The sequence below is a fragment of the Streptomyces sp. SD15 genome (assembly GCF_054462255.1).
Genome location: NZ_JBTLMO010000009.1, coordinates 68,514 through 90,100 on the forward strand (window position 1 = coordinate 68,514; position 21,587 = coordinate 90,100).

The 21,587-nt window shown below is 69.4% G+C and carries 16 protein-coding genes and 1 pseudogene; 6 read left to right on the forward strand and 11 right to left on the reverse strand.

All coding sequences use genetic code 11. The features are described from left to right. Positions 1–200 precede the first annotated feature (200 nt). From ACX28W_RS11500 to ACX28W_RS11510, 3 genes are all read right to left on the reverse strand, one after another. Positions 201–3,503 (reverse strand): ATP-binding protein, encoded by a 3,303-nt coding sequence (locus tag ACX28W_RS11500; RefSeq protein ID WP_458998794.1) that lies wholly within the window; start codon positions 3,501–3,503, stop codon positions 201–203. A gap of 62 nt (positions 3,504–3,565) precedes the next feature. Then, complete coding sequence (locus ACX28W_RS11505) at positions 3,566–6,427, reverse strand: PQQ-binding-like beta-propeller repeat protein (RefSeq protein WP_458998795.1); 2,862 nt, start codon at positions 6,425–6,427, stop codon at positions 3,566–3,568. Next, positions 6,424–8,949: a S8 family serine peptidase gene (locus ACX28W_RS11510; RefSeq protein ID WP_458998796.1), complete on the reverse strand. Its 2,526-nt coding sequence runs from the start codon at positions 8,947–8,949 to the stop codon at positions 6,424–6,426. The genes ACX28W_RS11505 and ACX28W_RS11510 overlap by 4 nt, the downstream gene beginning before the upstream one ends. Before the next feature lie 534 nt (positions 8,950–9,483). Between ACX28W_RS11510 and ACX28W_RS11515 the strand changes: the two genes are divergently transcribed. Next, the gene (locus ACX28W_RS11515) at positions 9,484–9,918 is read left to right on the forward strand and encodes a shikimate kinase (RefSeq protein ID WP_458998914.1); all 435 of its coding nucleotides are present in this window, start codon (positions 9,484–9,486) and stop codon (positions 9,916–9,918) included. Positions 9,919–10,037: 119 nt separating this feature from the next. Here the strand turns inward: ACX28W_RS11515 and ACX28W_RS11520 are convergent. Both ACX28W_RS11520 and ACX28W_RS11525 read right to left on the reverse strand, forming a co-directional pair. Continuing rightward, a pseudogene (locus ACX28W_RS11520) lies at positions 10,038–10,443 on the reverse strand (transposase); the annotation flags it as partial. Between the two features lie 708 nt (positions 10,444–11,151). After that, positions 11,152–11,751 (reverse strand): hypothetical protein, encoded by a 600-nt coding sequence (locus ACX28W_RS11525; protein ID WP_458998797.1) that lies wholly within the window; start codon positions 11,749–11,751, stop codon positions 11,152–11,154. A 327-nt stretch (positions 11,752–12,078) separates the two neighbouring features. Between ACX28W_RS11525 and ACX28W_RS11530 the strand changes: the two genes are divergently transcribed. Further along, positions 12,079–13,470 (forward strand): hypothetical protein, encoded by a 1,392-nt coding sequence (locus tag ACX28W_RS11530; protein ID WP_458998798.1) that lies wholly within the window; start codon positions 12,079–12,081, stop codon positions 13,468–13,470. 162 nt (positions 13,471–13,632) lie between these two features. Here ACX28W_RS11530 and ACX28W_RS11535 read toward each other — a convergent pair whose 3' ends face one another. The 3 genes from ACX28W_RS11535 to ychF form a co-directional block, all read right to left on the reverse strand. After that, positions 13,633–14,046, reverse strand: coding sequence for a DNA-binding protein (locus ACX28W_RS11535; RefSeq protein ID WP_232026479.1), 414 nt, complete (start codon positions 14,044–14,046; stop codon positions 13,633–13,635). Then, complete coding sequence (locus tag ACX28W_RS11540; RefSeq protein WP_093721254.1) at positions 14,028–14,312, reverse strand: hypothetical protein; 285 nt, start codon at positions 14,310–14,312, stop codon at positions 14,028–14,030. Before ACX28W_RS11540 ends, ACX28W_RS11535 begins: the two co-directional genes overlap by 19 nt. Positions 14,313–14,637: 325 nt before the next feature. Then, positions 14,638–15,726, reverse strand: a complete 1,089-nt coding sequence (gene ychF, locus ACX28W_RS11545; protein WP_458998799.1) for a redox-regulated ATPase YchF — start codon at positions 15,724–15,726, stop codon at positions 14,638–14,640. Positions 15,727–15,901: 175 nt separating this feature from the next. Between ychF and ACX28W_RS11550 the strand changes: the two genes are divergently transcribed. Beyond that, entirely contained in the window at positions 15,902–16,501 is a 600-nt protein-coding gene (locus tag ACX28W_RS11550; protein ID WP_458998800.1) for a DUF6542 domain-containing protein, read from the forward strand. Between the two features lie 82 nt (positions 16,502–16,583). Here ACX28W_RS11550 and ppgK read toward each other — a convergent pair whose 3' ends face one another. Together ppgK and ACX28W_RS11560 are read right to left on the reverse strand one after the other, a co-directional pair. Continuing rightward, the gene (ppgK, locus tag ACX28W_RS11555) at positions 16,584–17,330 is read right to left on the reverse strand and encodes a polyphosphate--glucose phosphotransferase (RefSeq protein ID WP_458998801.1); all 747 of its coding nucleotides are present in this window, start codon (positions 17,328–17,330) and stop codon (positions 16,584–16,586) included. Positions 17,331–17,359: 29 nt separating this feature from the next. After that, on the reverse strand, positions 17,360–18,370 hold the full coding sequence (locus ACX28W_RS11560; protein WP_458998802.1) for a 4-hydroxy-3-methylbut-2-enyl diphosphate reductase: 1,011 nt from the start codon (positions 18,368–18,370) through the stop codon (positions 17,360–17,362). Between the two features lie 149 nt (positions 18,371–18,519). On the opposite strand from ACX28W_RS11560, the gene xseA reads away from it, so the two are divergent. The 3 genes from xseA to ACX28W_RS11575 all read left to right on the forward strand — a co-directional run bounded on the left by xseA (position 18,520) and on the right by ACX28W_RS11575 (position 20,873). Then, positions 18,520–19,728: an exodeoxyribonuclease VII large subunit gene (gene xseA, locus ACX28W_RS11565; protein ID WP_458998803.1), complete on the forward strand. Its 1,209-nt coding sequence runs from the start codon at positions 18,520–18,522 to the stop codon at positions 19,726–19,728. Positions 19,729–19,824: 96 nt separating this feature from the next. Next, positions 19,825–20,058: an exodeoxyribonuclease VII small subunit gene (locus tag ACX28W_RS11570; protein ID WP_458998804.1), complete on the forward strand. Its 234-nt coding sequence runs from the start codon at positions 19,825–19,827 to the stop codon at positions 20,056–20,058. A 224-nt stretch (positions 20,059–20,282) separates the two neighbouring features. Next, positions 20,283–20,873, forward strand: a complete 591-nt coding sequence (locus tag ACX28W_RS11575) for a malonic semialdehyde reductase (protein WP_458998805.1) — start codon at positions 20,283–20,285, stop codon at positions 20,871–20,873. Positions 20,874–20,963: 90 nt separating this feature from the next. Here the strand turns inward: ACX28W_RS11575 and ACX28W_RS11580 are convergent, their stop codons facing one another. Beyond that, positions 20,964–21,485, reverse strand: coding sequence for a DUF4245 domain-containing protein (locus tag ACX28W_RS11580; RefSeq protein WP_458998806.1), 522 nt, complete (start codon positions 21,483–21,485; stop codon positions 20,964–20,966). Positions 21,486–21,587: the final 102 nt, after the last annotated feature.

The following is a 21,587-nucleotide window of genomic DNA, read 5'->3' on the forward strand; positions in this document are numbered from 1 at the left end:
CAGGCACTCGGGCTCGCCTCCTTCGAGGGCTGGGGCGCTGCGTCGAAGGGCGCGGGGGCGGAACGGCCGGGGCGCAGCTTGATGCCGACTCCATCCGATGCGGACCGCGATTCTCGGGCCGTGACGCTCACCGGCGGTACGTCACCGCGGAAAGGACCGCCGTGGCGAACAAGATCGGGCATGCGGGCGCGCGGTGTCGGTCAGTGAGGCCCCGCCGCGCATCGGTGGCGGGCCAACGCCAGGCGGCGGGAGCCCGCCGGGTAGGGAAGGGATTCCGCCAAGGCGGCCGCCCGTCGGAATGCTTCCGCCGCATCCCGCTCGCGGCCCAGTTCCGCCAAGGCGGCGGCATGCACCGTCCGCGCATCCGTCTCCGCAAGCCGCTCGCCGGCCCGCTCGGCGCGTTCCACCTCTGCCGCCGCCGCCTCGACGGCCTCCTCGACGCGCCCGCATGCCAGCCACGCGCGTGCCATCAGGTGCGCCGGCCTCATCTTTCGGTCTGCGAGGAGCGCCAACGCCTCCTCCGGGCGCCCCTCCTGCAACTCCAGCTCGGCCCGCACCGACCGCACCTCGTGCTGGGCCTGCATGTCCCCCTGCGCGCGCGCCGCGTGCTCGGCTTCGTCCAGCAGTGCGCCCGCACCCGGCTCTCCCGTGCGAATCCGTACCCGGGCGAGGGCTGCCAGAGCGTAGGGCACGCACCAGTCGAGGCCTGGCCGCGTCTCCCGCACCGCGGCCTCCGCCAGGTCCCGGGCCTCGGCTGTCTCCTCCACCAGCAGATGGAGTTTGGCCAGGTTCGCCCGCTCGAAGACGGTCGCCGTCGGATCGCCGGACCGCTCGGCGAGGTCCAACGCCCGCCGACCCGTTTCGATGGCCTCAGGCAACCGCCCCGCCCGAAGAGCGGTTTCCCGTAGGACGGAGAGGACCAAGGCGAGTATCTGCGGATCTCCGTACGCCTTCGCGTGCGGTAGTGCGCGTTCAGCGACCGGGCCCGTCTCCCCGAAACGACCGGCCGAGCCCAGGGACGTCGCACGCATCGCCAGCGCCCGGGCGAGCAGCCCTCTGCGCTCCGGGCCCTCCACCGCCTCGGCTGCGGTCTCCGCCGCCCACGCGGCCGCCGCCCCCTCCTCGTACTGGCCGGCGACGAAGCAGAGCACAGCCCTGGCCAGATGGTGGGTGCTCGCCGTCGCCGCCGGTGTGTCGGGAGCGGGCGGACAGGCGTCGAGCAGCCGGAAACCCTCGTCGGTGCTCCGGGTCTTCGCCGTGAGTTCGGCGAGCCGGGCTGCGGCGAGAACCCGTCCGTCCCGGTCGCCATGGCGCTCCATCTCCGCCAGAGCCTCGCCGAGCAGCCGTGCCGCGTCCTCGAATCGACCCATCCGGCGCAGCACGGCGCTGTGGTCCATCCGAGCGCGCGCCGATTCGGCGACCAGCGCGTCGAGCCGGCCGGTGAGCTCCGCGTAGTAGCGGTCCGCGGTGTCGTTCGCGTGATGGGCCGCCGCGCGTTCCGCTGCCCGCCTCAGATACCCGGTGGCGCGCGGGTCGTCAGCGCGCGTCAACTGGGCGGCGAGCGTGTCCACGGCGTCCGGCCGGCGCCGGAGCACCGCCTCCGCGTACGCCGAGTGCAGCAGCCGCCGCCGGGCCGCCGACAGCATCTCGTAGCAGGTCATCCGGACCAGGGGATGGCGGAAGGCAAGCCCGGGCACCGGACGGCCCTCGACGGCCGCCGGCCGCTCCTCCAGCACGGAGGCGGCGACAGCGGCCTCCACTGCCTCCGTCACCTCGGCCGCCGACAGCGGTGGCTGCCCGCAGCGCCGGGCGACGTCCAGGACCTCGGCGAGTGCCGCGTCCTGACCCGCCACCGCGACCATGTCCACCACTCGACGGGCTGCCGGGTCGAGTCGTCCGAGCCGCTGGGCGACCACCTGTCGGATACCCTCGGGTGCTCCCGAAACGCCCACGACCCCGTCCCGCAGCGCACGCGCCAGTTCGAGGGCGAAGAGCGGATTACCCAGGGACAGTTCCCACACCCGTTCGGGTACGGCTGCGGCGGAGGAGCCCAGCGCGTCGGCCGCCAGCTCGATACACGCCTCCCGGGGCAGACGAGGTGGTTCGACAGCCCGGGCGAGCGACTGGCGGACCAGCACGTCCAACGTGTGCCGCCGGGGATCGGAGCCAGGCAGTTCCTCGGGGCGCAGCGTGGCGAGAAACCGCCAACCGATTCCGTTGCCCCGGGCCCGCCGTGCGAGGTAGCTGAGGAGCTGGAACGAGCCCGCGTCCGCGGCTTGGAGGTCGTCCAGCACCACTATGACCGGCCGCTCCGCCGCCAGTTCCCCGAACAGCGCGGCCGCTGCCTGGAACAGGCGGTCCCGCTCCTCCTCGGGGCTTCGCCACGACCTCGGCTCCACCCTCCCCAACGGCAGGAGCCCGGCCAGTTCCGGATACTCCGCGCCCATGCTGGCGCGCTCCTCGACGGAGCGGTCCGCCAGCCAGCCCTCAACCGCCTCCGCGAACGGACCGTACGGCCGATGCCCTTCCGCGTCGTGGCCGGCGCCCCACAGCACGACCGCCCCCTTTTGGGCGGCCCGACGGGCCGCCTCGGCGACGAGGCGCGTCTTGCCGAGCCCAGCCTCGCCGGTGACGAGGAGGATGGGTGTGTTGTCGACCTCCAGCAGCTCAGCCAGCAGGTCATCCCGGCCGCGCAGGGGCGAGGCGGGTGGTAGCCGCACCGCCGCCGGCAGCGCAGGCTGGGTCGACCGGGCGGCCGAGGTGGGCGCGGCGAGGGCTGTGCGGTGCAGCGCTTCCGTCTCGGCGCCCGGCCGCACCCCGATCTCCGCGTCCAGCGCCTTCCGGCACAGGTGGTACTGGTGCACGGCCCGGCGTCGGAGCCCCTGCCGGAGGAACGCCTCGATCAAGACGCGGTGGGCGTACTCCTCGGCGGGTGAGGCCGCCAGGACCTGCTCGGCTGCCTCCACCGCTTCCTCGGTGGCACCCGCCGAAAGATGGGCGGCGGCCAGTGCGAGGAGGGTCTTTTCCCGCAGCGCGGCCAGTCGTTCCCGGCGGGCCTGCGACCACGGCGCGTACAGGTCCTCGGGAAGAAGCTCGCCGGTGAACGCGTCGAGCGCGGCCATCAGTTCTGCTCGGCCGCCGTGCGCCAGCGCTGCCTCCGCGAGCCGTTCGGCTTCGTCGGCGTCGATCCACACGGTGTGCGGATCCAGCCGCAGCAGCGCCCCCTCGCCGATCAGGTAGGACGACGTGGCCCGGGGCGCGAGTTCCGGTTCGACGGCCCGGCGGGCGGCGTGCAGCGCCACCCGCAGGCTGCGCAGCGCTGCCTGGGCATCGGCGTCCGGCCAGCAGATCTCCATCGCTTCCTCGCGATGGAGGCGATGGTCCGGGGCGACTGCGAGCAGCTTGAGCAGCGTCCGGGCGCTCGGCCGGGGCCACCGCTCCGCGAGCGGTGGCCCGTCGTTCCGGTAAACCCGGAACCCGCCGAGGAGGTGCAGCCGCAGCACCTGGATCTCCCTACGCTGATGGGGGCCCCACAATAGCGGGAGCCCCCATCAGCGGTGTCAAGTCAGGAATTGGTCACAACGCCCGTCACCATTCCATGAATCCGGTTGTCGACCCCCATGTCGTACCGGCTGCCGGACAGTTCGGCCATCCGGTCCTGCGCGAGGTTTTCGTTGTGCAGGCCGACGATCTCGTCCACGCCGTCACCGGTGAGGTCCGCGATCACCACGTTCTGGGTCGCGTACCGCTGCTGCAGCCGGGCCTCGTGATCCGGGTAATGATCGCCCTTGAGTACGGAAGACTCCCAGATGTACACCGAGCCTTCCGTGGCCCCGACGAGCAGTCGGCGTCCACCGGGACCGGTCGCGAAACCGGCTCGGTGGATGGGCGGCACCGTGTAGATCAGATAGTCGTTGCCGTCCGTGCCGAAGGTTTGCAGTGATGCCGTTCCGGTGCGGATCAGGCCCTCGTCGCCGGTGAACCAGTTGCCGAGGGTGAAGGATCCACCACCGAGCGCGGTCTTCACCACCTTGCCCGTGCGGACGTCGCGGAACTCGAAGAACTCCCGCCACCAGCCGTTGTCATCGCGCACGATCCAGGTGGCCACGGCCGCATGCCCGTCCGCGTACGGGATCGCGGGCGAGGCGTACACGCCGTGGAAGAGCTGCGCACCGTAGATCTTCGGGTCGCCACCCGTCCACACCGGGCTGCCGGTCCAGGCGACCGTACCGGTCCGGGCATCCAGAGCCAGTTCCTCGACCTTGGCGGGCTCGCGCTGGTAGGCCGTCTGGTACGAACCGAGCACCCGGCCGTCGGCCACCGCCAGGTCCGAGAAGGCAACCGGCCCCGTGCCCTGGGGAGCGTAGGACCACAGTTGGCGGCCACTACCCCGGTAGGCGCGGACGGCGTCGGTCGGAACGAGCACGTCGTCAGCGCCGTCGCTGTTCAGATCCGCCACGGTCACCGAGCGGACGAACTGCCCCGGCTGGTCGATGGTCGCGCTGACCCGGCCGGTGGTGGCGTCGACGATCACCGCGGCGGTCTCGGCGGCCACCACCAGGTCGTCGCGGCGTCCGTCACCGTCCGTGTCACCCAGCACGATGTCGCCGTACACGGCGCCGGGCAGGGTGGCCTGCCACAGCACCCGTGGCTTGCCCGCGGCCAGCGACGGACCGTCGAACGCCCACAGGCCGCGGGACTGGCCGCCGGCCACCAGGTCCTGGCGGCCGTCTCCGTTCACATCGAACGCAACGCCGGTCGACAGGTCGGCAGGGAGCGGTACGAGCCCCGCCGACTTGCCGCTGTCCAGCCGGTAGAGGTGGATGTTCTGGTCGTTGTCGATGGTGCGTACCAGCCAGTCGTCGCCGGCCTGGTACGGCTCGGCGTAGATCGGGGAGGCGACCACGCCCTTCTGTGACCACCGCACCGAACCGTCCGTGCCGCTGAGCACAGTGACCGTGCCGTAGCGGCGGCCCCCCGGGTTGATGGCGCGGTCCCTGTCCGCCATCGTCACGTACGAGGCGATGGCCTTGCCGTTCGCGATCCGCAGGCCGAGGACGCTGTCACCGTCCCGCTGGTTCGACTCGTCCCGCTTCACCGTGTACGACCAGAGTTCCGTCCCGCCGTCACCGCGCAGGCCGCGCACCGTCGCCGCGTTGGCGTAGAGGCCGTCGTCGAAGGTGGCTTCGGCGACCGCGTACTCGACGCCGCCGCCGCCCTTCAGCTCGCCGACCGCCAGCTCGGTACCGACCGCGTTGACCCGCTCGTCGAGCACGGTCCGGACGCCGTTGGCGAGGTCGTAGCCGACCAGCTGGTACCGCACCCCGTCGGTGTAGTCGGACTGCTCGATGGCGACGAGCCGGTTCCGGGACGCATCGACGACCGCCTCTCGCCCGTACCTCGTGCCGGCGGTCTGCCAACGCGGCGTGCCGTTCGCCGTGTCGATCACGAGTGTCTGGCTCGCGGCCGGGGCGGTGTCGGTCTTCCGCACGTACCAGGAGAGGGCCGCCGCGGTGCCGGAGAGCGCGGTGACCGAGGCCCACCGGCCGTGGCGCTGGCCGGTGTCGTACGACCAGGTCGACGCCGGGGTCAGTCGCCCGTCCCCGAACGTGAAGCGGAAGCCGTACAGCTTCGTCGTCAACGTTTTGTCGGCGCCGAAGTTGTTGGACGGCTGGTCGGCGACGAGCAGGGTCTTGCCGGCGAGGGCGACCTGCTGGGCGTCGGGGAAGATCTGCGACCACAGGGTCGCCCCGGTCTTCCCGTCGAGGACGGTGACGAAGCTACCCGTCGTCAAGGACGAGCCCGGGGAGGTGAACGGGCGATACGGGTTGGCGCCCACCTTCGCGGTGAAGACGACGTCAGCCACCCCGTCGCCGGTCAGGTCCCCCTGCGCGAAGCCCCGGTCGGCCAGATCCGCGTACGGGCTGTTGGCCTCGTAGCCGACGGCGATATGGGCAGGGTACGGCTCCTTCTGCCACGGCCGCACCGGCTTGACGCGCCAGTCGGCGTAGAGGGACTCGTTGTCGCGCTTCCACACCGTCTGGCCGCCCGTCGTGAAACGGGTGATCAGGCCGAGACTGTGCACGGCGAGGAAGTCGCCCTTGCCGCCGCCGAGTTGGGCGGTTTTGGCGTTCCCCTGGTACGTCTCCAGCGCGGACGCCTCGGTGAGGGTGACCGGTGCCGCGTCCTGCGGCTGCTCGGCCGGCGGTTCGGCGGTGTCGCTCGGCTCGGTCGCCTGCTGAGCAGAGGGGGCCGCCGTGAACCGACTTTCGAGTTCAGCGGCTTGGGCGTCGGTCAGGACCCGCGCCTGCGACCCGTCCTCGGCGTACGCCGGGTTGGCGATCGCGGGGAGCGCGGCAAGCACGAGTTGGGGCGCGAGCAGGGCGGAGGCGAGGCGCACGGCGCCTCGGGATCGGTTCTTCATCATGCCGCCTCGGGGAAAATGCGGAGGGCGGAACCGTCGGTGAGGACCGGTTCGTTGAAGGAGTACTGCAAGGCGTCGACGCCGGCCTGGTTCTCGATGCCGACGGTCGCTGATCCGCCCTTCTCCAGCGCCGAGGCGCCGTCGATGGACTGGTACTGCAGGAGGATCGCCCCGGTGGCCTCTTCGAAGACCGCCTCGAACGTCACGCGCCGGCCCGAATCGGCGGCGAAGGCCGCGTTCTCCCAGACGATCGCGAACTTCCGCTGTCCGGCCGTGCCGGTGGTGGCGGTCTTCACGGCCGACTTCTTGTCGAGGACGAGATCGTCCCAGTAGGCGGCGAGGATGCCGTTGGGCTGCGCCGCCGTCGGCAGAGCGGTGTTGGCGTAGTCGCCGAGCCGCGGGGCGAGGAAGTTCACCAGGCCGTTGGTCGTGACATTCGCCTGGTTGTACGGGACGCCGTAGAACGTCACCGGGAACGGCAGGGCGACCGTCTTGGCGTTCTCGTCGCCGGAGAGGGCGACCTTGGTGGCGCCGCCGACCCAGGAGTATGTGGCGGGCAGGCAGCTGTTGCCGAAGGCGTCGCTGTGGGCGGGCAGCTGGACGGTCAGGCTCTCAGCGCCGTCCACGGTCAGGGCCTTGTGGTAGGTGCCGTTGCACAGCACCGGCGCGGCCGGCGTCGCGACCAGGGTGAAGTCTCCTTCGGCGACGTCCGGGAAGCGGAAGGCGCCGGAGGCGTCCGACACAACCGGGGCGAGCGGCGCCTCGGCGATCCGTACGGTCGCACCGGCGAGCGGCTTGCCCGTCACGTCGTACACGGTGCCGGTCACGGCGTGCCGGGGAACGGCGTCCAGCGCGATGTCGTGGGAGAGGGTTTGGCCGTTGGTGACGGTGAGACTCTCCGTGGCCGTGCGGTAGCCGTAGCCGACGCTGGTGACGGTGTACGTGCCGGCCGCCAGGACCAGCCGGTAGGCGCCCGAGGCATCCGTGGTCACGGTGCGCTGGCCGCCCTGGCCGGTTGCGGTGACGGTGATTGCGGCCAGTCCCGCGCCGGTGGTGCGGTCGGAGACGGTGCCGGTGATGGTGGCCGCGGTGTGCGGGGCCTTGTCGACAGCGGCGAAGGCATCGAGCTTGCCCTCGCCCCAGACGTTGTTGGCGTCGGCGGTGCCGCCGCAGTGGGTGTCGTCCACGTCCCGCGCGGAGTCGTTCAGGGCGGCCCGGGTGGCGTCGATGTCTCCGACGAGGGAGGGTGCCGCGGACCAGAGCAGGGCGACGGCGCCGGCGACGTGCGGGGTCGCCATGGACGTACCGGAGATCGCCCGGTAGCCGTTGCCCGGCCAGGAAGAGCGGACGTTGACGCCGGGCGCGGCGATGTTCGGCTTCATGGAACCGTCGACGAGGGAGGGGCCGAAGCCGGAGAAGGGAGCAATGGCCCCGTTCGCGTCGTACGCGCCGACCCCGTACGCCGGAGCCTGCGCACCCGGCGCCTCGGTGGTCGAACAGCTCGTGCCGTTGCCGGAGTTGCCGGCGGCGAACGCCTCGAAGATGCCCGCCGCGTTCCAGGACTCGATCATGTCCTGGTAGAAGGTGGTGTTCCCGCCGCCCCAGGAGTTGTTGACGATGTCCGGGGCGAGATCGGGCCGCGGGTTCTGCCCGTTGTGATCGGTCGGCGCGAGGATCCACTGGCCGGCCTTCAGCAGCGAGGTGTCCGAGCAGGAGCTGGCCTCGCAGCCCTTGACGGCGACCCACTTCGCGCCGGGAGCGACGCCGATGCCGCCCGCGCCGGCGATGGTGCCCATGGTGTGGGTGCCGTGGCCGTTGTTGTCGCAGGGAGTGCTGCTGTCGGGGCACTGGTCGGACGCGTCGTACCAGCTGTAGTCGTGGCTGTAGGTGCCGTCGCCGAGGTTGCCCCGGTAGTTGCCCTTCAGGGCCGGGTGGTCGAACTGCACGCCCGAGTCGATGTTGGCGACGACGACGCCCTCGCCACGGTCGTCGTACTGAGACCAGACCTGGTCGGCCCCGATGTCCTTGACGCCCCACTCCGGGTCCGCAGTCTCGGTCGTGGTGGCGGCGCCCATCGCGGCGGTGTCGATGGCGTAGTGCTGCTCCTGCTTCAGGGCGGCGACGTCGGGACGGGCGGCGAGACGCTCCACCAGATCCCGGTCGCCGGTGACCTCTACGGCGTTGGCAATCCAGAACGACTCGTAGCCGATCTTCGCTTGGTCCAGGTAGCGGGTCAGCGAGCTCTGGTCCCGAGCGGTCTCGGCGCGCAGCGCCTGGAACACGGCAGCCTTCCGCGCCTTACCGCGCTGCCGAAGAGCACCGGACAGGTCGGCGCGGCTGTCGAGGACGACGAAGAAGGTCGCCTCCTTACCGGCTTCCACGGCGGCGGTGAGGCCCGGGTCGACGATCGCATGGTGCCGGGGTGCCGCGTTCGCGGCCGGGGCGGCAAACCCGCCGGCGAGGGTGGCGGCAACCGCTGCCAAGGCGGTGGCCGCTCGCCGCAGGGACGAACGGGGCAAATGCATCTGTAGAGCTCCTCAGTGGCCGATCCAGGAAATGCCGGTACTCCGTTTCCGCGGAAGCCACCGAAATATCGAGAGCGGAAGCACGGAACTGGCTTGGCCGGGCAGGCTACGATCGGGCCGTTACTGGGGAATTACTGACGCGGTGTCCAGTCACAGGAGTTGCCGGAGTGGCTTCGACTTCGCGCCTGAGGAGCTGAAAGGCACTTGCGTTCCCCGCCTCCAGCATCCGGGCGGGGAGTGTGACGCACAGTCGGCTCCGGCCCCGGCCGACGCGGAGCGCGTGACGACTGGTCTTCGCCGACAGCAACACGGCCCAGGTCAAAGACCTGGGCCGTGTCTGCGATGACGCCTGAGCGTCAGGCGGCGGTGCGCTGGAGCCGCTGCTTCAACGCCTTGCCGCGCTCGTCCAGCTTGGCTTCCAGCGCGACCTTCTTCTGTTCCAAGCGAAGTCGGGCGGCCTCCTTTTCGGCCGAACGATACGAAGCAGCTGCCGACGCCGCAGCGCTGCGTGAACAGCTGCGGCACGTCTACTAAATCGGTGGCGGGAGCGGTGCAGGCAAGTCGACGATTGCGCGCCGCTTGGCGGATCAGTACGGGTGGCGCCTCTACGCGACCGACGACGTGATGTCGGAGCACGCCCGCCGGACCACACCCGAAGAGGCCCCGTTCCTGCACCAGTTCATGGCCATGGATATGGACGAGCGATGGGTGAACCGGTCTCCGGACACCATGCTTGAGACCTGCCACTGGTTTCGCGGTGAGGGCTTTGGGCTGATCGTCGAAGACCTCCTTTGCCTGCCACCGGAACCTTGTGTCATCGTCGAGGGCTTCCGGCTGTTGCCACACCTCGTGAAGCCGCTACTTGCCGTGTCCAGTCACGCGGTTTGGCTCCTCCCCACACCCGAGTTCCGCTCGGCGCAGTCCGCCGCCAGTGGGGGCCGGCGCAGATCGCCGAACACTACGGAGTGACCGAAGAGATGGCCCGGTACCGGTACAACACCACTGGGGTAGCCAAACAGGTCCGAGGCCGCTGACGGCGCTGTCGGTCTGCCGCTTACCGCCGGGATGTGGCGCGGGGCGGGCACGTCCCGCAGCACATCCGCCCACGACTCGCTCGACTCGCGCAGGCCCTCGGCCAGCGCGATCAGGTCCTTGGAGCCGTCCAGGCGCATCAGCACCAGCACGCAAGGTCCGCCTGGTCCAGGCGGACCTTGAAACACACACGATCGGCCCATACGGAGACGTAGTCGGCCGGCGACAGGTCGCGGGTCTGGAAGGCAGCGTGGTCATCGCCCCACGACAGCCGAGGAACTGCTCCAACGCGGGCACGAAGTCCCCGGACTACAGGCCGTGCAGATAAAGCAGTGGCAGCACCTCGGAGATCTTCGGCGACTTGCGGCACCTCAGCGGCAGAATCTTCGAGGAGATCCGCTTACGCTCGCCGGTGGTGGCATCGACGCGCTTGTCGTTCACCCGCGGCGCGGCGACCTCCACCAGCCGCACCCACACCTGGCAAGCCGCCATCAACGTACTGGCCGGCTACTGCGGCAATCGAATCGACCTCGGCGGATTCCACCTGAACACCGCGAGTGACCCACCGAAAACTAAACCAGAGGAACCGCAACGCAGGTGCACATACAGAAACCGAGACGATCCCCATCCTGGGCGACCGACCACCCCGGGGGACGCCCGGCCAGAGTGCGCTTCGGATACGGCTGGGCATTGCGACATCCTTCCAGCCCACCTCTCAGCGATCCAGATCAGGTGTCGCCCAACCCGCAGCAGTGCCCACCCCGAAAACTTGGATAACCACTTTGTGGTTGACCCCGCCAAGTTCGATTTCTACTCGATGAACTACTACCGGGTGGTCGGTGAGGACCAGCTCGCGCGCACGCTCGCTGAGGAGCTCCGGGCAGGTACGGACTTTGACGGAAGCGAGCGCTCGCCGATGCGCAACGCGGAAGCCCGCGTCGCCCTCGGAGTGGCGGCAGCGGGTGAGGGCGACTTGGAACAGGCGCTCATCATGGGAGTGCCTGCACTCGAAGGCGACCGGCAATCGGTGCCGCTCATCATGACCAGCCGCGAACTCACTGCCGAAATGAGGCGCCGATACAGCCGGAACCAGGGGCACGGGACTACCTCGGGCGCCTCCATGCTCTTGGGCAGGAGAAACCCGGCTTCCTGCCGCAGTGATCTCCGTGGTCAAGGTTCGACAGGCCAGAGGCGGCGCATCAACCGCCTCTGGTGTCGACGATGCCGTAATGCGGTGCCGTTCAGGTGCGCTTGGGCTTCGAGCGTGAACCTGTGGATGGCGCCTTCAAGCCGACGACACTCGTCGTGAACTGTCATCGGCCGCCCATGGATTCGAGACATGGTGCCTGCATGTTCCGGCGTCGCTGTCAGGAGCATGCGCGTCGATTTGGCGTGTTGATCGATGAGGAGGGCGGCATAGGCGAGCTCGTCAGGTCCTTCAAGGAACACCAAGGCGGCTGGTTCGTCCAAAGGATTAGCTCGGGCGGTGGCTGCGATCGCCTCGCGCCGCTGCTCCTCCTCTGCAGGGCTAAGCGGCTCGCCAGCAGCGCGCGCCAGTTGTATCTCCGTGGCGTGAGCGAGAGCCTCCGCAATGTCCGCCTTGTGCCGCCGGGCCGCTGTGAGCAATGCGGCATAGACCTCGCGCTGTTGCTGGCGGCGGACAGCGTCCACGCTCCCGCGCCCCTGGGCGCTCCCCGCGGCGTAAGCCGCTGCGGCGGCCAAAATGGCGGTGGGGGTGGTGATGAGCGCGGCTGTGACGGCGGGATCCATGACAGGTGATGATGCCGCACGGCCATGGCCATGGGAAAAACACGCTCAGAGCCCCATGGGAGAGGTTCGATCGGGCCGTCTGTGGGCCGTGCGAGGCTGGCCGACGACGACAGACCGATCGGCCGATAGCTGATCCCGGGGTCCTCTATCGAGTCTTCCCAGCGCGGGAGACGGTCGCATCAGTCCCAGAAGAACTGTTCTCGCCGTTAGCGCGCCTTCCGGTACCTCTCATCCGAACGAGGGGTCCTCTCAGCAGCCGCGAATTCCCGCAGGGGCAGCGGGCATTGTCGCCGAGGGCAGCGCACCCAGGGAACGGCGGGAGGCTACATGGAACAGGCCCTCAACGAGCGGCAGCAGGCCGTGCTCGACTGGGTGGGCCAAGGGTGTCCCGACGGAGTCTGGCCGGACAGTACGTACAAGACCAGCGGACAGGCCCTGCAGAACCGAGGGCTCATCAAAATCACCAAACGCCGCGGGCATTGGAGCGCCCACCTCACCGAGAAAGGGCGGCAGCATCTCACCGAACGCGGCATCCGCCCCGTGGAGCAGAGCACCCGACCGCCACAACGGCCCGCCCGAAGACCGGCACTACCGCGCCCCAGAGCCGTGCCGAAGGCCCGTAAGAACTACGCGGACCAACTACTCGAAGAACTGGCCGCTGCGAACGACGGCTGTCTCATCAAGCCCATCGAATCCGGCCCGCACGCGGTGAATTGGGCGTCACGCGTCAGTGCCGCCCGCAAGTCCGGCAAGATCCCCCAGACGCAGGAACTCTACGGATACCGCACCCACCGCGGCTACGAGATCAAGCTGGTCGACATCCCTGCCTGGCGCCTCGCGGAACTCACCCCGCTCCATGTGGCGGCCAGACTCACCAAACCCCATGCCGTCGTGGCCGCCCTCCAAAAGCAGCCGCAGCCCATGGGCCTGACCAAACCCCTCCAGGGCCGAGCCCTGCGCATCATCCAGACCCTCATCACCGCCACCGAAGCACAAGGCCACAAGGCCGCGCTCGGAACCACACAAGGCGCGCCCCCGCCCCATCGGCGCCGTAAGGCGCAACCGCACTTCACCATCACCGCCCAAGGCGAAAGTGTCGGATTCCTCGTCCTTCAAGAACAGGACCGCAGCGAACACGTCCCCACGGACAAGGAACTCGTCGACGCCAAGAAGTACTCATGGATGCGCATCGCCCGCTTCGACTACACCCCCTCCAGCCGCCTGCGTTTCATGCTCCGCGGCGGCAGCCCGCACCGCGCCAGCGAATGGACCGACCTCCCCGACCGGCCTCTGGAAGAACAACTCGCCGAGATCGTGCAAGAGGTCGGCCTCCGCGGCGAAGCTGCGGAACGTAAACGCCTTGCAGACCAGCAAGCCAGAGAGGTACAGCAAAAGCGCTGGGAAGCCGCCATGCAGGAAGCCCGCGCCGCCTACGCCCACGCCTACCGCGTCAAGCACCTCGGAGAACAGGCAGACGCCTGGTACCAAGCCAGCCGCCTGACCGAATACATCGCAGCAGTACGCGACCACGCCACATCACTGCCGCCCGGGCAGGAGCGGACCGAGATCGAGGCGTGGCTCGTGTTCGCGGACGCGCACCTCCAACACCTCACCGAATCGGTCTCAGCGCCGAAACTGCCCACGCCGCCGAAGCCCAGCGGCGACGACCTCAAGCCCTTCCTCCGCCACTGGAGCCCCTACGGGCCCCGCTCCTACTGAGTCTTGGCTCCGTCCGCGACCTACGGAATTCACCAAGAGACGGAAGAGCAGCAACATAGCGGCGGATCGCCGGTTACCGAAACCGGTGATCCGCCGAATGCCGGTAGCTCCACCGCCACTCACTGACCAACCGTCGAAAGGCAGAAAGGGGACCAGGAGAAGTCACACCGCCACGAGCCGGACCCTCTCGCCGCACAGCTTGGCCATGTCGTCAATATCGGACGTCAGCATGACTACGGGGCGGTGCTGTCGCAGCGCGGCCTCGGCGACGGCCGCATCGATCGCGTACTTGTGTCCGTGCAACCCGGCATTCATCAGCAACTTCGAGGCCGCCCTCGCCTCCTCGTCGCCGACTGGGACGACCCGCAGCCCGGAAAGCACCCAGTTCAGGCGGGACTTGTTCGTACGAGCGTGGACGGCTTCGATGATGGCGAGCGCACTGATCACGACCTCCATGCCGCGCGAGCGCGCCTCAGCGATCAAAGCCACCACCTGCTCGTCGTCGGCGAGCAGCTTCGAGAGTCCCTCGCTGTCGAGGACCAGCGTCCCCTCGTGACTCAACCTGCGGCGGGCCACTCTGCCTCCTCGGCGAACACCTCGTCGAAGACCTGCCGCGCCCGCTGGCGAGCCGGCTCGGAAACCGGCCCCTTGCGGCTCTCGTAGTCCGCCAAGTACTCGTCCAGGACCTGCCCACGCAGCTCACGCTCGACCGCCTCAGCGATGAACGCGGAGAACTCCCGCTTGCCCACCCGCGCCCGGATTGCCTCCGCGGTCCCCTCCGGCAGCGACAGGCTCACCCGCGTCGCCGGGCCTTCCCCGATGCTGTACGTCGTCTCACCCATACCTCGAGTGTGTCAAACGAGTAGGAAAAGCGCCACGGATCGAATCTGCACGGGCCCCGGAGTCGTGAAGAAGTCGTCGGATGGAGCCCCACCCGCCCGCCTGTCGCATCGGGAGATCGCTGCCCGAAACCCAGCACGGGCGTTCTCATCCCCTCCCAGCACGATCCCAGCACGGTAGGGATGAGCAGGGGTGATGACAGATGACGAGGGGTCAGCTATCCCAGCACCATCCCAGCACGGGAAAACTGAGGGCCCGACCCCGAAGAGTCGGACCCTCTCTGACCTGTATGTTTGCTAGATCAGCGAAGTGGTGCTAAGTCACCCGCTACACGTTGAACCGGAACTCCACCACGTCCCCGTCCTGCATCACATAGTCCTTGCCCTCCATGCGGGCCTTGCCCTTGGCGCGGGCCTCGGGGACCGAGCCGGTTTCGACGAGGTCCGCGAAGGAGATGACCTCCGCCTTGATGAAGCCCTTCTGGAAGTCGGTGTGGATGACTCCGGCGGCCTCGGGGGCGGTGGCGCCCTTCTTGATGGTCCAGGCGCGGGATTCCTTGGGGCCTGCCGTCAGGTAGGTCTGCAGGCCGAGGGTGTTGAAGCCGACGCGGGCCAGGGTCGTGAGGCCCGGCTCCTCGGCGCCCACCGACTCCAGGAGCTCCATGGCGTCCTCCTCGTCGAGCTCGGCGAGGTCCGCCTCCAGCTTGGCGTTGAGGAAGATCGCCTCGGCGGGGGCGACCAGGGCTCGCTGCTCGTCCTTGAAGGCGTCGTCGGTCAGTTCGTCCTCGTCGACGTTGAAGACGTAGAGGAACGGCTTGGTGGTGAGGAGGTGCAGGTCGTGCAGCAGCTCTTCGTTGCCGGAGTTCTGGACGATGCCCACGGAGAAGAGCGTGTCGCCCCTCTCCAGGATCTCCTTCGCCGCCTCGACCGCGGCGACCTTGGGCGCGATGTCCTTCTTGATGCGCGACTCCTTCTGGAGGCGCGGCAGGACCTTCTCGATGGTCTGGAGGTCCGCGAGGATCAGCTCGGTGTTGATCGTCTCGATGTCGTCCTTGGGCGAGACCTTGCCGTCGACGTGCACGACGTTCTCGTCCTTGAAGGCGCGGATGACCTGGCAGATCGCGTCGGACTCGCGGATGTTCGCGAGGAACTTGTTGCCCAGCCCCTCACCCTCCGAGGCGCCCTTCACGATGCCGGCGATGTCGACGAAGTCGACGGTCGCCGGGAGGATCTTCTGCGAGCCGAAGATCTCCGCCAGCTTGGTCAGCCGGGCGTCCGGGACGCCGACCACGCCCACGTTGGGCTCGATCGTGGCGAACGGGTAGTTGGCCGCGAGCACGTCGTTCTTGGTCAGGGCGTTGAACAGGGTCGACTTGCCGACATTGGGCAGACCGACGATTCCGATCGTGAGCGACACGTTGCGACTTCCCGTACGTGAGGATGGGCGAAGGGCCTACGGAGAGCGCGGGCCGATCCACCAGTCTACGGCGTGCGCGCTCCCGCACCGGCGCCCTGTCGAACGCTTGGCCAAGCTCCCTCCCGCGGCGTGTCTGAGGGCCTATTGGACACATAAACCGACCTAAGTTGGTCCAGTGGAGCAACAACCCAGGACGCGTCCCCCTCAGTACAGACAGCGACGCGGCGCGCCCCTTCCCGCCCAGGCCGGGCGGGCCGCGGCCGGTGGCGTACGGACGGGGGGGCCGGCCGTGCGGCGGCCCGAGACGGTGCCCGTCCAGCCGGTACGGCGGCTGCCGAACCCCCGGCTCACCGGACTCGGCAGCGGCCTGTTCTGCGGGGCGTCGATGTTCGCGCTCGGCTGCCTCGACCAGCTGCTGTTCGGGGCGTCACTGGTGGTGTACGGGGTGCTGTTCCTGCCCGTCTGCGCGCTGACCGCGCTGTGGGTACGGCGGGGTGACCTGGTCACCGCGCCCGTCATCGTGCCGATCGCCTTCGTGTTCGGGCTGCTGCCCGTCGTCGACGAGGGCGGGGGGTTCGGCAACCATCTGATGGGGCTCGTCACGGCGCTCGCCACCCAGGCCGGGTGGCTGTACGGGGGGACACTGGTCGCGGGAGTCATCTCGACCGTCCGGAAGGCGCGGCTGATGATCCGCCGGGCCGCCCGGCGGAGGGCACAGGCCGCCGCCGCGCGGCGAAGTCTCCCAACCGCGCGCCCGTCCCGGTCCGCCGGATAGCCGGATAGTCGGATGGCCGGTCCGCCAGATGGCCGGATCGTCCGGCTCGCGACATGCCCCGGAGGACCGGGGCAGCCCGTCGCTACTCGATCTTCGCCGCTCTCATCGCCGCTCCCACGATCCCCGCGTTGTTCTGCAGCTGCGCCGGGACGATATCCGCTTTGATGTTCTCGATCAGCGGCAGGAACCTGTCGGCCTTGCGGCTGACGCCACCGCCGATGATGAAGAGCTCGGGCGAGAAGAGCATCTCCACATGGGCGAGGTATTTGGTGACCCGGCGCGCCCAGTGCTCCCAGGTGAGCTCGTGGTCCTCCTTGGCCTTGGTGGAGGCGCGCTTCTCCGCCTCGTGGCCGCCCAGCTCGAGGTGGCCCAGCTCCGTGTTCGGCACCAGGACGCCGTCGTGGAAGAGGGCGCTGCCTATGCCCGTACCGAAGGTGAGCAGGATGACCGTGCCCTGCCGGTCGCGGCCCGCGCCGACCTGCATCTCGGCGACACCCGCCGCGTCCGCGTCGTTCAGCACCGTCACCGGAAGGCCGCCGAGGCGGGTGCTCAGCAGGGCGCGGGCGTCGGTGTCGATCCAGTTCTTGTCGACATTGGCGGCCGTGCGGATGGTGGCACCGCCGGTGACCACGCCGGGGAAGGTGATGCCGACGGGGCCCGTCCAGCCGAAGTGGTCGACGACCTCCTTCACTCCGTCGGCCACCGCGTCCGGTGTCGCCGGATGCGGAGTGAGCACTTTGAAGCGCTCCTCCGTCAGGTCGCCGCGCTCCAGGTCCACAGGAGCGCCCTTGATCCCGGATCCGCCGATGTCCACGCCAAAGATCTGCATGGGCCCACGTTACGTCGTACGGCTGACGGTCACTTCTCGGAGCTGCCGGTGCGCTCCGCGACCAGCGCCGCCGCCTCGGCACGCAGGTCGCGGCGCAGCTCCTTGGGCAGCGAGAACGTGATGGACTCCTCGGCGGCCTTGACGATCTCGACGTCCTCGAAGCCGCGACCGGAGAGCCATTCCAGGACCTGCTCGACCAGGACCTCCGGGACGGAGGCGCCCGAGGTGACACCGACCGTGGTCACACCGTCCAGCCACCCCTCCTCGATCTCGTCGGCGAAGTCCACGAGGTACGCGTCACGCGCGCCCGCGAGCTTGGCGACCTCGACCAGGCGCACCGAGTTGGAGGAGTTCTTCGAGCCGACCACGATGACCAGGTCCGCTTCCTCGCCCATCTGCTTCACCGCCAGCTGACGGTTCTGCGTGGCGTAGCAGATGTCGTCGCTGGGCGGGGAGATGAGCTGCGGGAACTTCTCCTTCAGCGCGTCGACCGTCTCCATCGTCTCGTCGACCGACAGCGTGGTCTGGGAGAGCCAGACGACCTTGGACGGGTCGCGGACCTCGACCTTGGCGACGTCCGAGGGACCGTCCACGAGGGTGATGTGGTCGGGCGCCTCGCCGGAGGTGCCGATGACCTCCTCGTGGCCCTCGTGCCCGATCAGGAGGATGTCGAAGTCCTCATTGGCGAAGCGGACCGCTTCCTTGTGGACCTTGGTGACCAGCGGGCAGGTCGCGTCGATGGTGGCGAGCTTGCCCCGCGCGGCCTCGTCGTGGACGACCGGGGCGACGCCGTGCGCCGAGAACATGACGATGGACCCCTCGGGGACCTCCGCCGTCCGCTCGACGAAGATGGCGCCCTTCTTCTCCAGGGTCTGCACGACGTACTTGTTGTGGACGATCTCGTGGCGGACGTAGATGGGGGCCCCGTACTGCTCGAGGGCCTTCTCGACGGCGATCACGGCGCGGTCCACGCCCGCGCAGTAGCCACGAGGGGCGGCGAGCAGGACACGGCGGCCAGGCGAAGCAGTCATGGCAACCATCGTAAGGCCGCGCTCGACGGGTCAAAGATCGCCTCCGTGGAGAGACTGGTCGAGAAATGGGGGCAGGGAGGGGGCAGGGAGCTGATCCGCATCCCACCGCCTGTTACGGGGTGCGGGCATTGTCAGTGGCGGCCACTACTCTCGGGCGCATGGCTCTCAACACGTCCGCGGACGCCCCGCTGCCCGTCGGCGAGGTGTCGCGGCTCATCGGGGGGTGGATCGACCGGCTCGGCGCGGTGTGGGTCGAGGGGCAGATCACCCAGTTGTCGCGGCGCCCGGGCGCGGGCGTCGTCTTCCTGACGCTGCGCGATCCGTCGTACGACATCTCCGTGAGCGTCACCTGCTTCCGGCAGGTGTTCGAAGCCGTGGCGGACGTGGTGAGCGAGGGGGCCCGTGTCGTCGTCCTCGCGAAGCCCGAGTGGTATGCGCCGCGGGGGCAGCTGTCGCTGCGGGCCACCGAGATCAAGCCGGTGGGCGTGGGCGAACTGCTCGCCCGCCTGGAGCAGTTGAAGAAGTCCCTGGCGAGCGAGGGGCTGTTCGCGCCCGAGCGCAAGAAGGCGCTGCCCTTCCTGCCGCAGCTCATCGGGCTGGTGTGCGGGCGGGCGTCCGCGGCCGAGCGGGATGTGCTGGAGAACGCGCGGCACCGCTGGCCCGCCGTCCGCTTCGAGGTGCGCAATGTCCCGGTTCAGGGCGTACACGCGGTGCCCCAGGTCGTGCAGGCCGTGAAGGAGCTGGACGCGCTCGACGACGTGGACGTGATCATCGTGGCGCGCGGCGGCGGCAGCGTGGAGGACCTGCTGCCGTTCTCGGACGAGCAGCTCGTACGGGCCGTGGCGGCGTGCCGTACGCCGGTCGTGTCGGCCATCGGGCACGAACCCGACAACCCGCTGCTGGACTTCGTGGCCGATCTGCGCGCGTCCACGCCGACCGACGCCGCCAAGAAGGTCGTACCGGACGTCGGCGAGGAGTATGAGCGGGTGCGACTCCTGCGGGATCGCGCGCGACGCAGCGTCCGGGCGTTCGTCGAGCGCGAGGAGCGCGGGCTCGCGCATGCGCTGGCCCGCCCCTCGATAGAGGATCCGCATCGGATGGTGGACGAGCGCGCGGACCAGGTCGCGTCGCTGCTGGACCGCGGCCGTCGCACGCTCGGGCACCTTCTCGACCGCGCCGACTCCGAGCTGACTCACACCCGCGCGCGCGTGGTGGCCCTCTCCCCCGCCGCAACCCTTCAGCGGGGTTACGCGGTGCTGCAGAAGACCGATGGGCATGTGGTCCGGGGCCCGGACGAGGTGGCGGAGGGCGAGTCGCTGCGGGCGCGCGTCGCCGAGGGTGAGTTCACGGTGGTCCGGGGCGACTGATCGGCCCCGCGGGCCCGGCCTCGGGATCCGGCCGGTGATCCGGGGGCCGCCCCGGGACGACACAGGACAGTACGAGTCGATGCATAGGGTGGGCGCATGACCAGCAAGGTGGACGAGGCGCTCGGTTACGAGCAGGCGCGGGACGAACTGATCGAGGTGGTACGCCGGCTGGAGGCGGGCGGCACGACCCTCGAGGAGTCCCTGGCGCTCTGGGAGCGGGGCGAGGAGCTGGCGAAGGTGTGCCGGCGCTGGCTGGAGGGCGCGCGGGCGCGGCTGGACGCGGCGCTGGCCGAGGAGGAGTCGGACGAGGGGAACGACGACTCCGAGTGAGGCCCGGCCCCCACCTCTACCCCTGCCCCTGCCCCTGCCCCTGCCCCTGATGACACTCCGCCGCCGGACTGCTGCTCACAGCACCGGCGGCTTCGTCCATCCCCGTCCCTGTGAAGCGAATCACGTCGCCCGGGTTTTGGTTGAACATTAAACCTCACTGTCGTACTGTCGTCCATGCCAGCCGATCCCCCCGGATCCACCGCACATCCCGAGAAGGTACTTTCATGTCTCTCGTCCTTGACCCCGCTGCCCAAGACCTGCTGTTCCGCGAGGCCCGCACGGCGAACACGTTCACCGACGAGCCGGTGACCGACGAGCAGGTGCAGGCGATCTACGACCTGGTCAAGTACGGCCCGACCGCCTTCAACCAGTCGCCGCTGCGCATCACCCTGGTCCGCTCCGCCGAGGCCCGCGAGCGCCTCGTGCAGCACATGGCCGAGGGCAACCAGCCCAAGACCTCCACGGCCCCGCTGGTCGCGATCCTCTCCGCGGACAACGAGTTCCACGAGGAGCTGCCGGCCCTCTTCCCGCACTTCCCGCAGGCCAAGGACGTCTTCTTCGCCGAGCGCCCGGCCCGCGAGGGTGCCGCTTCCCTGAACGCCGCGCTGCAGGCCGCGTACTTCATCATCGGCGTCCGCGCCGCCGGCCTCGCCGCCGGCCCGATGACCGGCCTCGACTTCGCCGGCGTCCAGAAGGAGTTCCTGGACGACGACCACACCCCGCTGATGGTCATCAACATCGGCAAGCCGGGCGAGGACGCCTGGTTCCCGCGCTCCCCGCGTCTGGAGTTCGACCAGGTCATCACGACCGTCTGATCCCCGCGTACGCATCCCCGCGTACGCACGAGAAGGGCCCCCGGCGATCCGCCCATCGCCAGGGGCCCTTCTCTCATGCTTGCCAAAGACTCACGACGTCTTCAGCGCCTCGGCCATCTTCGTCAACTGCCCGAACGACGCCGTGCCGGTCACCACCGTCGTGGAGCCCTTGTCCTTCAGGACGAGGGCGTCGTATTTGTCGCCCTCGTACCGCTGCCACGTCCGGTCGCCGATCCGCTGGGTGGCCTTCGTCTCGTCGGCGCCCTGGCTGGCCGAGTCGATGAAGGCGGTCGGCTTCTGAGTCGACTGCTCGACCGCGACGTACTGGCCGTCGGGGGCGCGGAAGCCCAGATGCCAGGTGTCGAACTCCGTGCCGTCGTACCGCACCGACGTCGCCTTCCACGTCGTGGGCAGCCCTTGGGGTGCCGCCACGGGATACGACGCCGCGCGACGCGCCGTGAGCAGCTCGACACGGTAGTCGACGCGCTTGAGAGGAGGCTCTGAGTCGTCATGGGGGATGAAGATGTAGATGACGCCCGCCATGAGAGTGATCAGGCCCAGGGAGAGGAGCATGTCCCGGACCGTCTTCTGCTTGCCTGTCGTACCTGCCACTCCCCCATCGTCGCAGGTGCCCTGGCCTGCTCATCCGTGGGGCCCCCTGCTCATTTTGTCGGCCTGGGGATAGAGTCGGGGGACACCCTCATCCGGCCGTCG

What these genes read in the sequence shown, in the direction of transcription:
- ACX28W_RS11505 (WP_458998795.1), bottom strand. Translation starts at nt 6,427, where the DNA reads ATGATGAAGAACCGATCCCGAGGCGCCGTGCGCCTCGCCTCCGCCCTG.
- ACX28W_RS11510 (WP_458998796.1), bottom strand. Translation starts at nt 8,949, where the DNA reads ATGCATTTGCCCCGTTCGTCCCTGCGGCGAGCGGCCACCGCCTTGGCA.
- ACX28W_RS11525 (WP_458998797.1), bottom strand. Translation starts at nt 11,751, where the DNA reads ATGGATCCCGCCGTCACAGCCGCGCTCATCACCACCCCCACCGCCATT.
- ACX28W_RS11530 (WP_458998798.1), top strand. Translation starts at nt 12,079, where the DNA reads ATGGAACAGGCCCTCAACGAGCGGCAGCAGGCCGTGCTCGACTGGGTG.
- ACX28W_RS11540 (WP_093721254.1), bottom strand. Translation starts at nt 14,312, where the DNA reads ATGGGTGAGACGACGTACAGCATCGGGGAAGGCCCGGCGACGCGGGTG.
- ppgK (WP_458998801.1), bottom strand. Translation starts at nt 17,330, where the DNA reads ATGCAGATCTTTGGCGTGGACATCGGCGGATCCGGGATCAAGGGCGCT.
- ACX28W_RS11560 (WP_458998802.1), bottom strand. Translation starts at nt 18,370, where the DNA reads ATGGTTGCCATGACTGCTTCGCCTGGCCGCCGTGTCCTGCTCGCCGCC.
- xseA (WP_458998803.1), top strand. Translation starts at nt 18,520, where the DNA reads ATGGCTCTCAACACGTCCGCGGACGCCCCGCTGCCCGTCGGCGAGGTG.
- ACX28W_RS11570 (WP_458998804.1), top strand. Translation starts at nt 19,825, where the DNA reads ATGACCAGCAAGGTGGACGAGGCGCTCGGTTACGAGCAGGCGCGGGAC.
- ACX28W_RS11575 (WP_458998805.1), top strand. Translation starts at nt 20,283, where the DNA reads ATGTCTCTCGTCCTTGACCCCGCTGCCCAAGACCTGCTGTTCCGCGAG.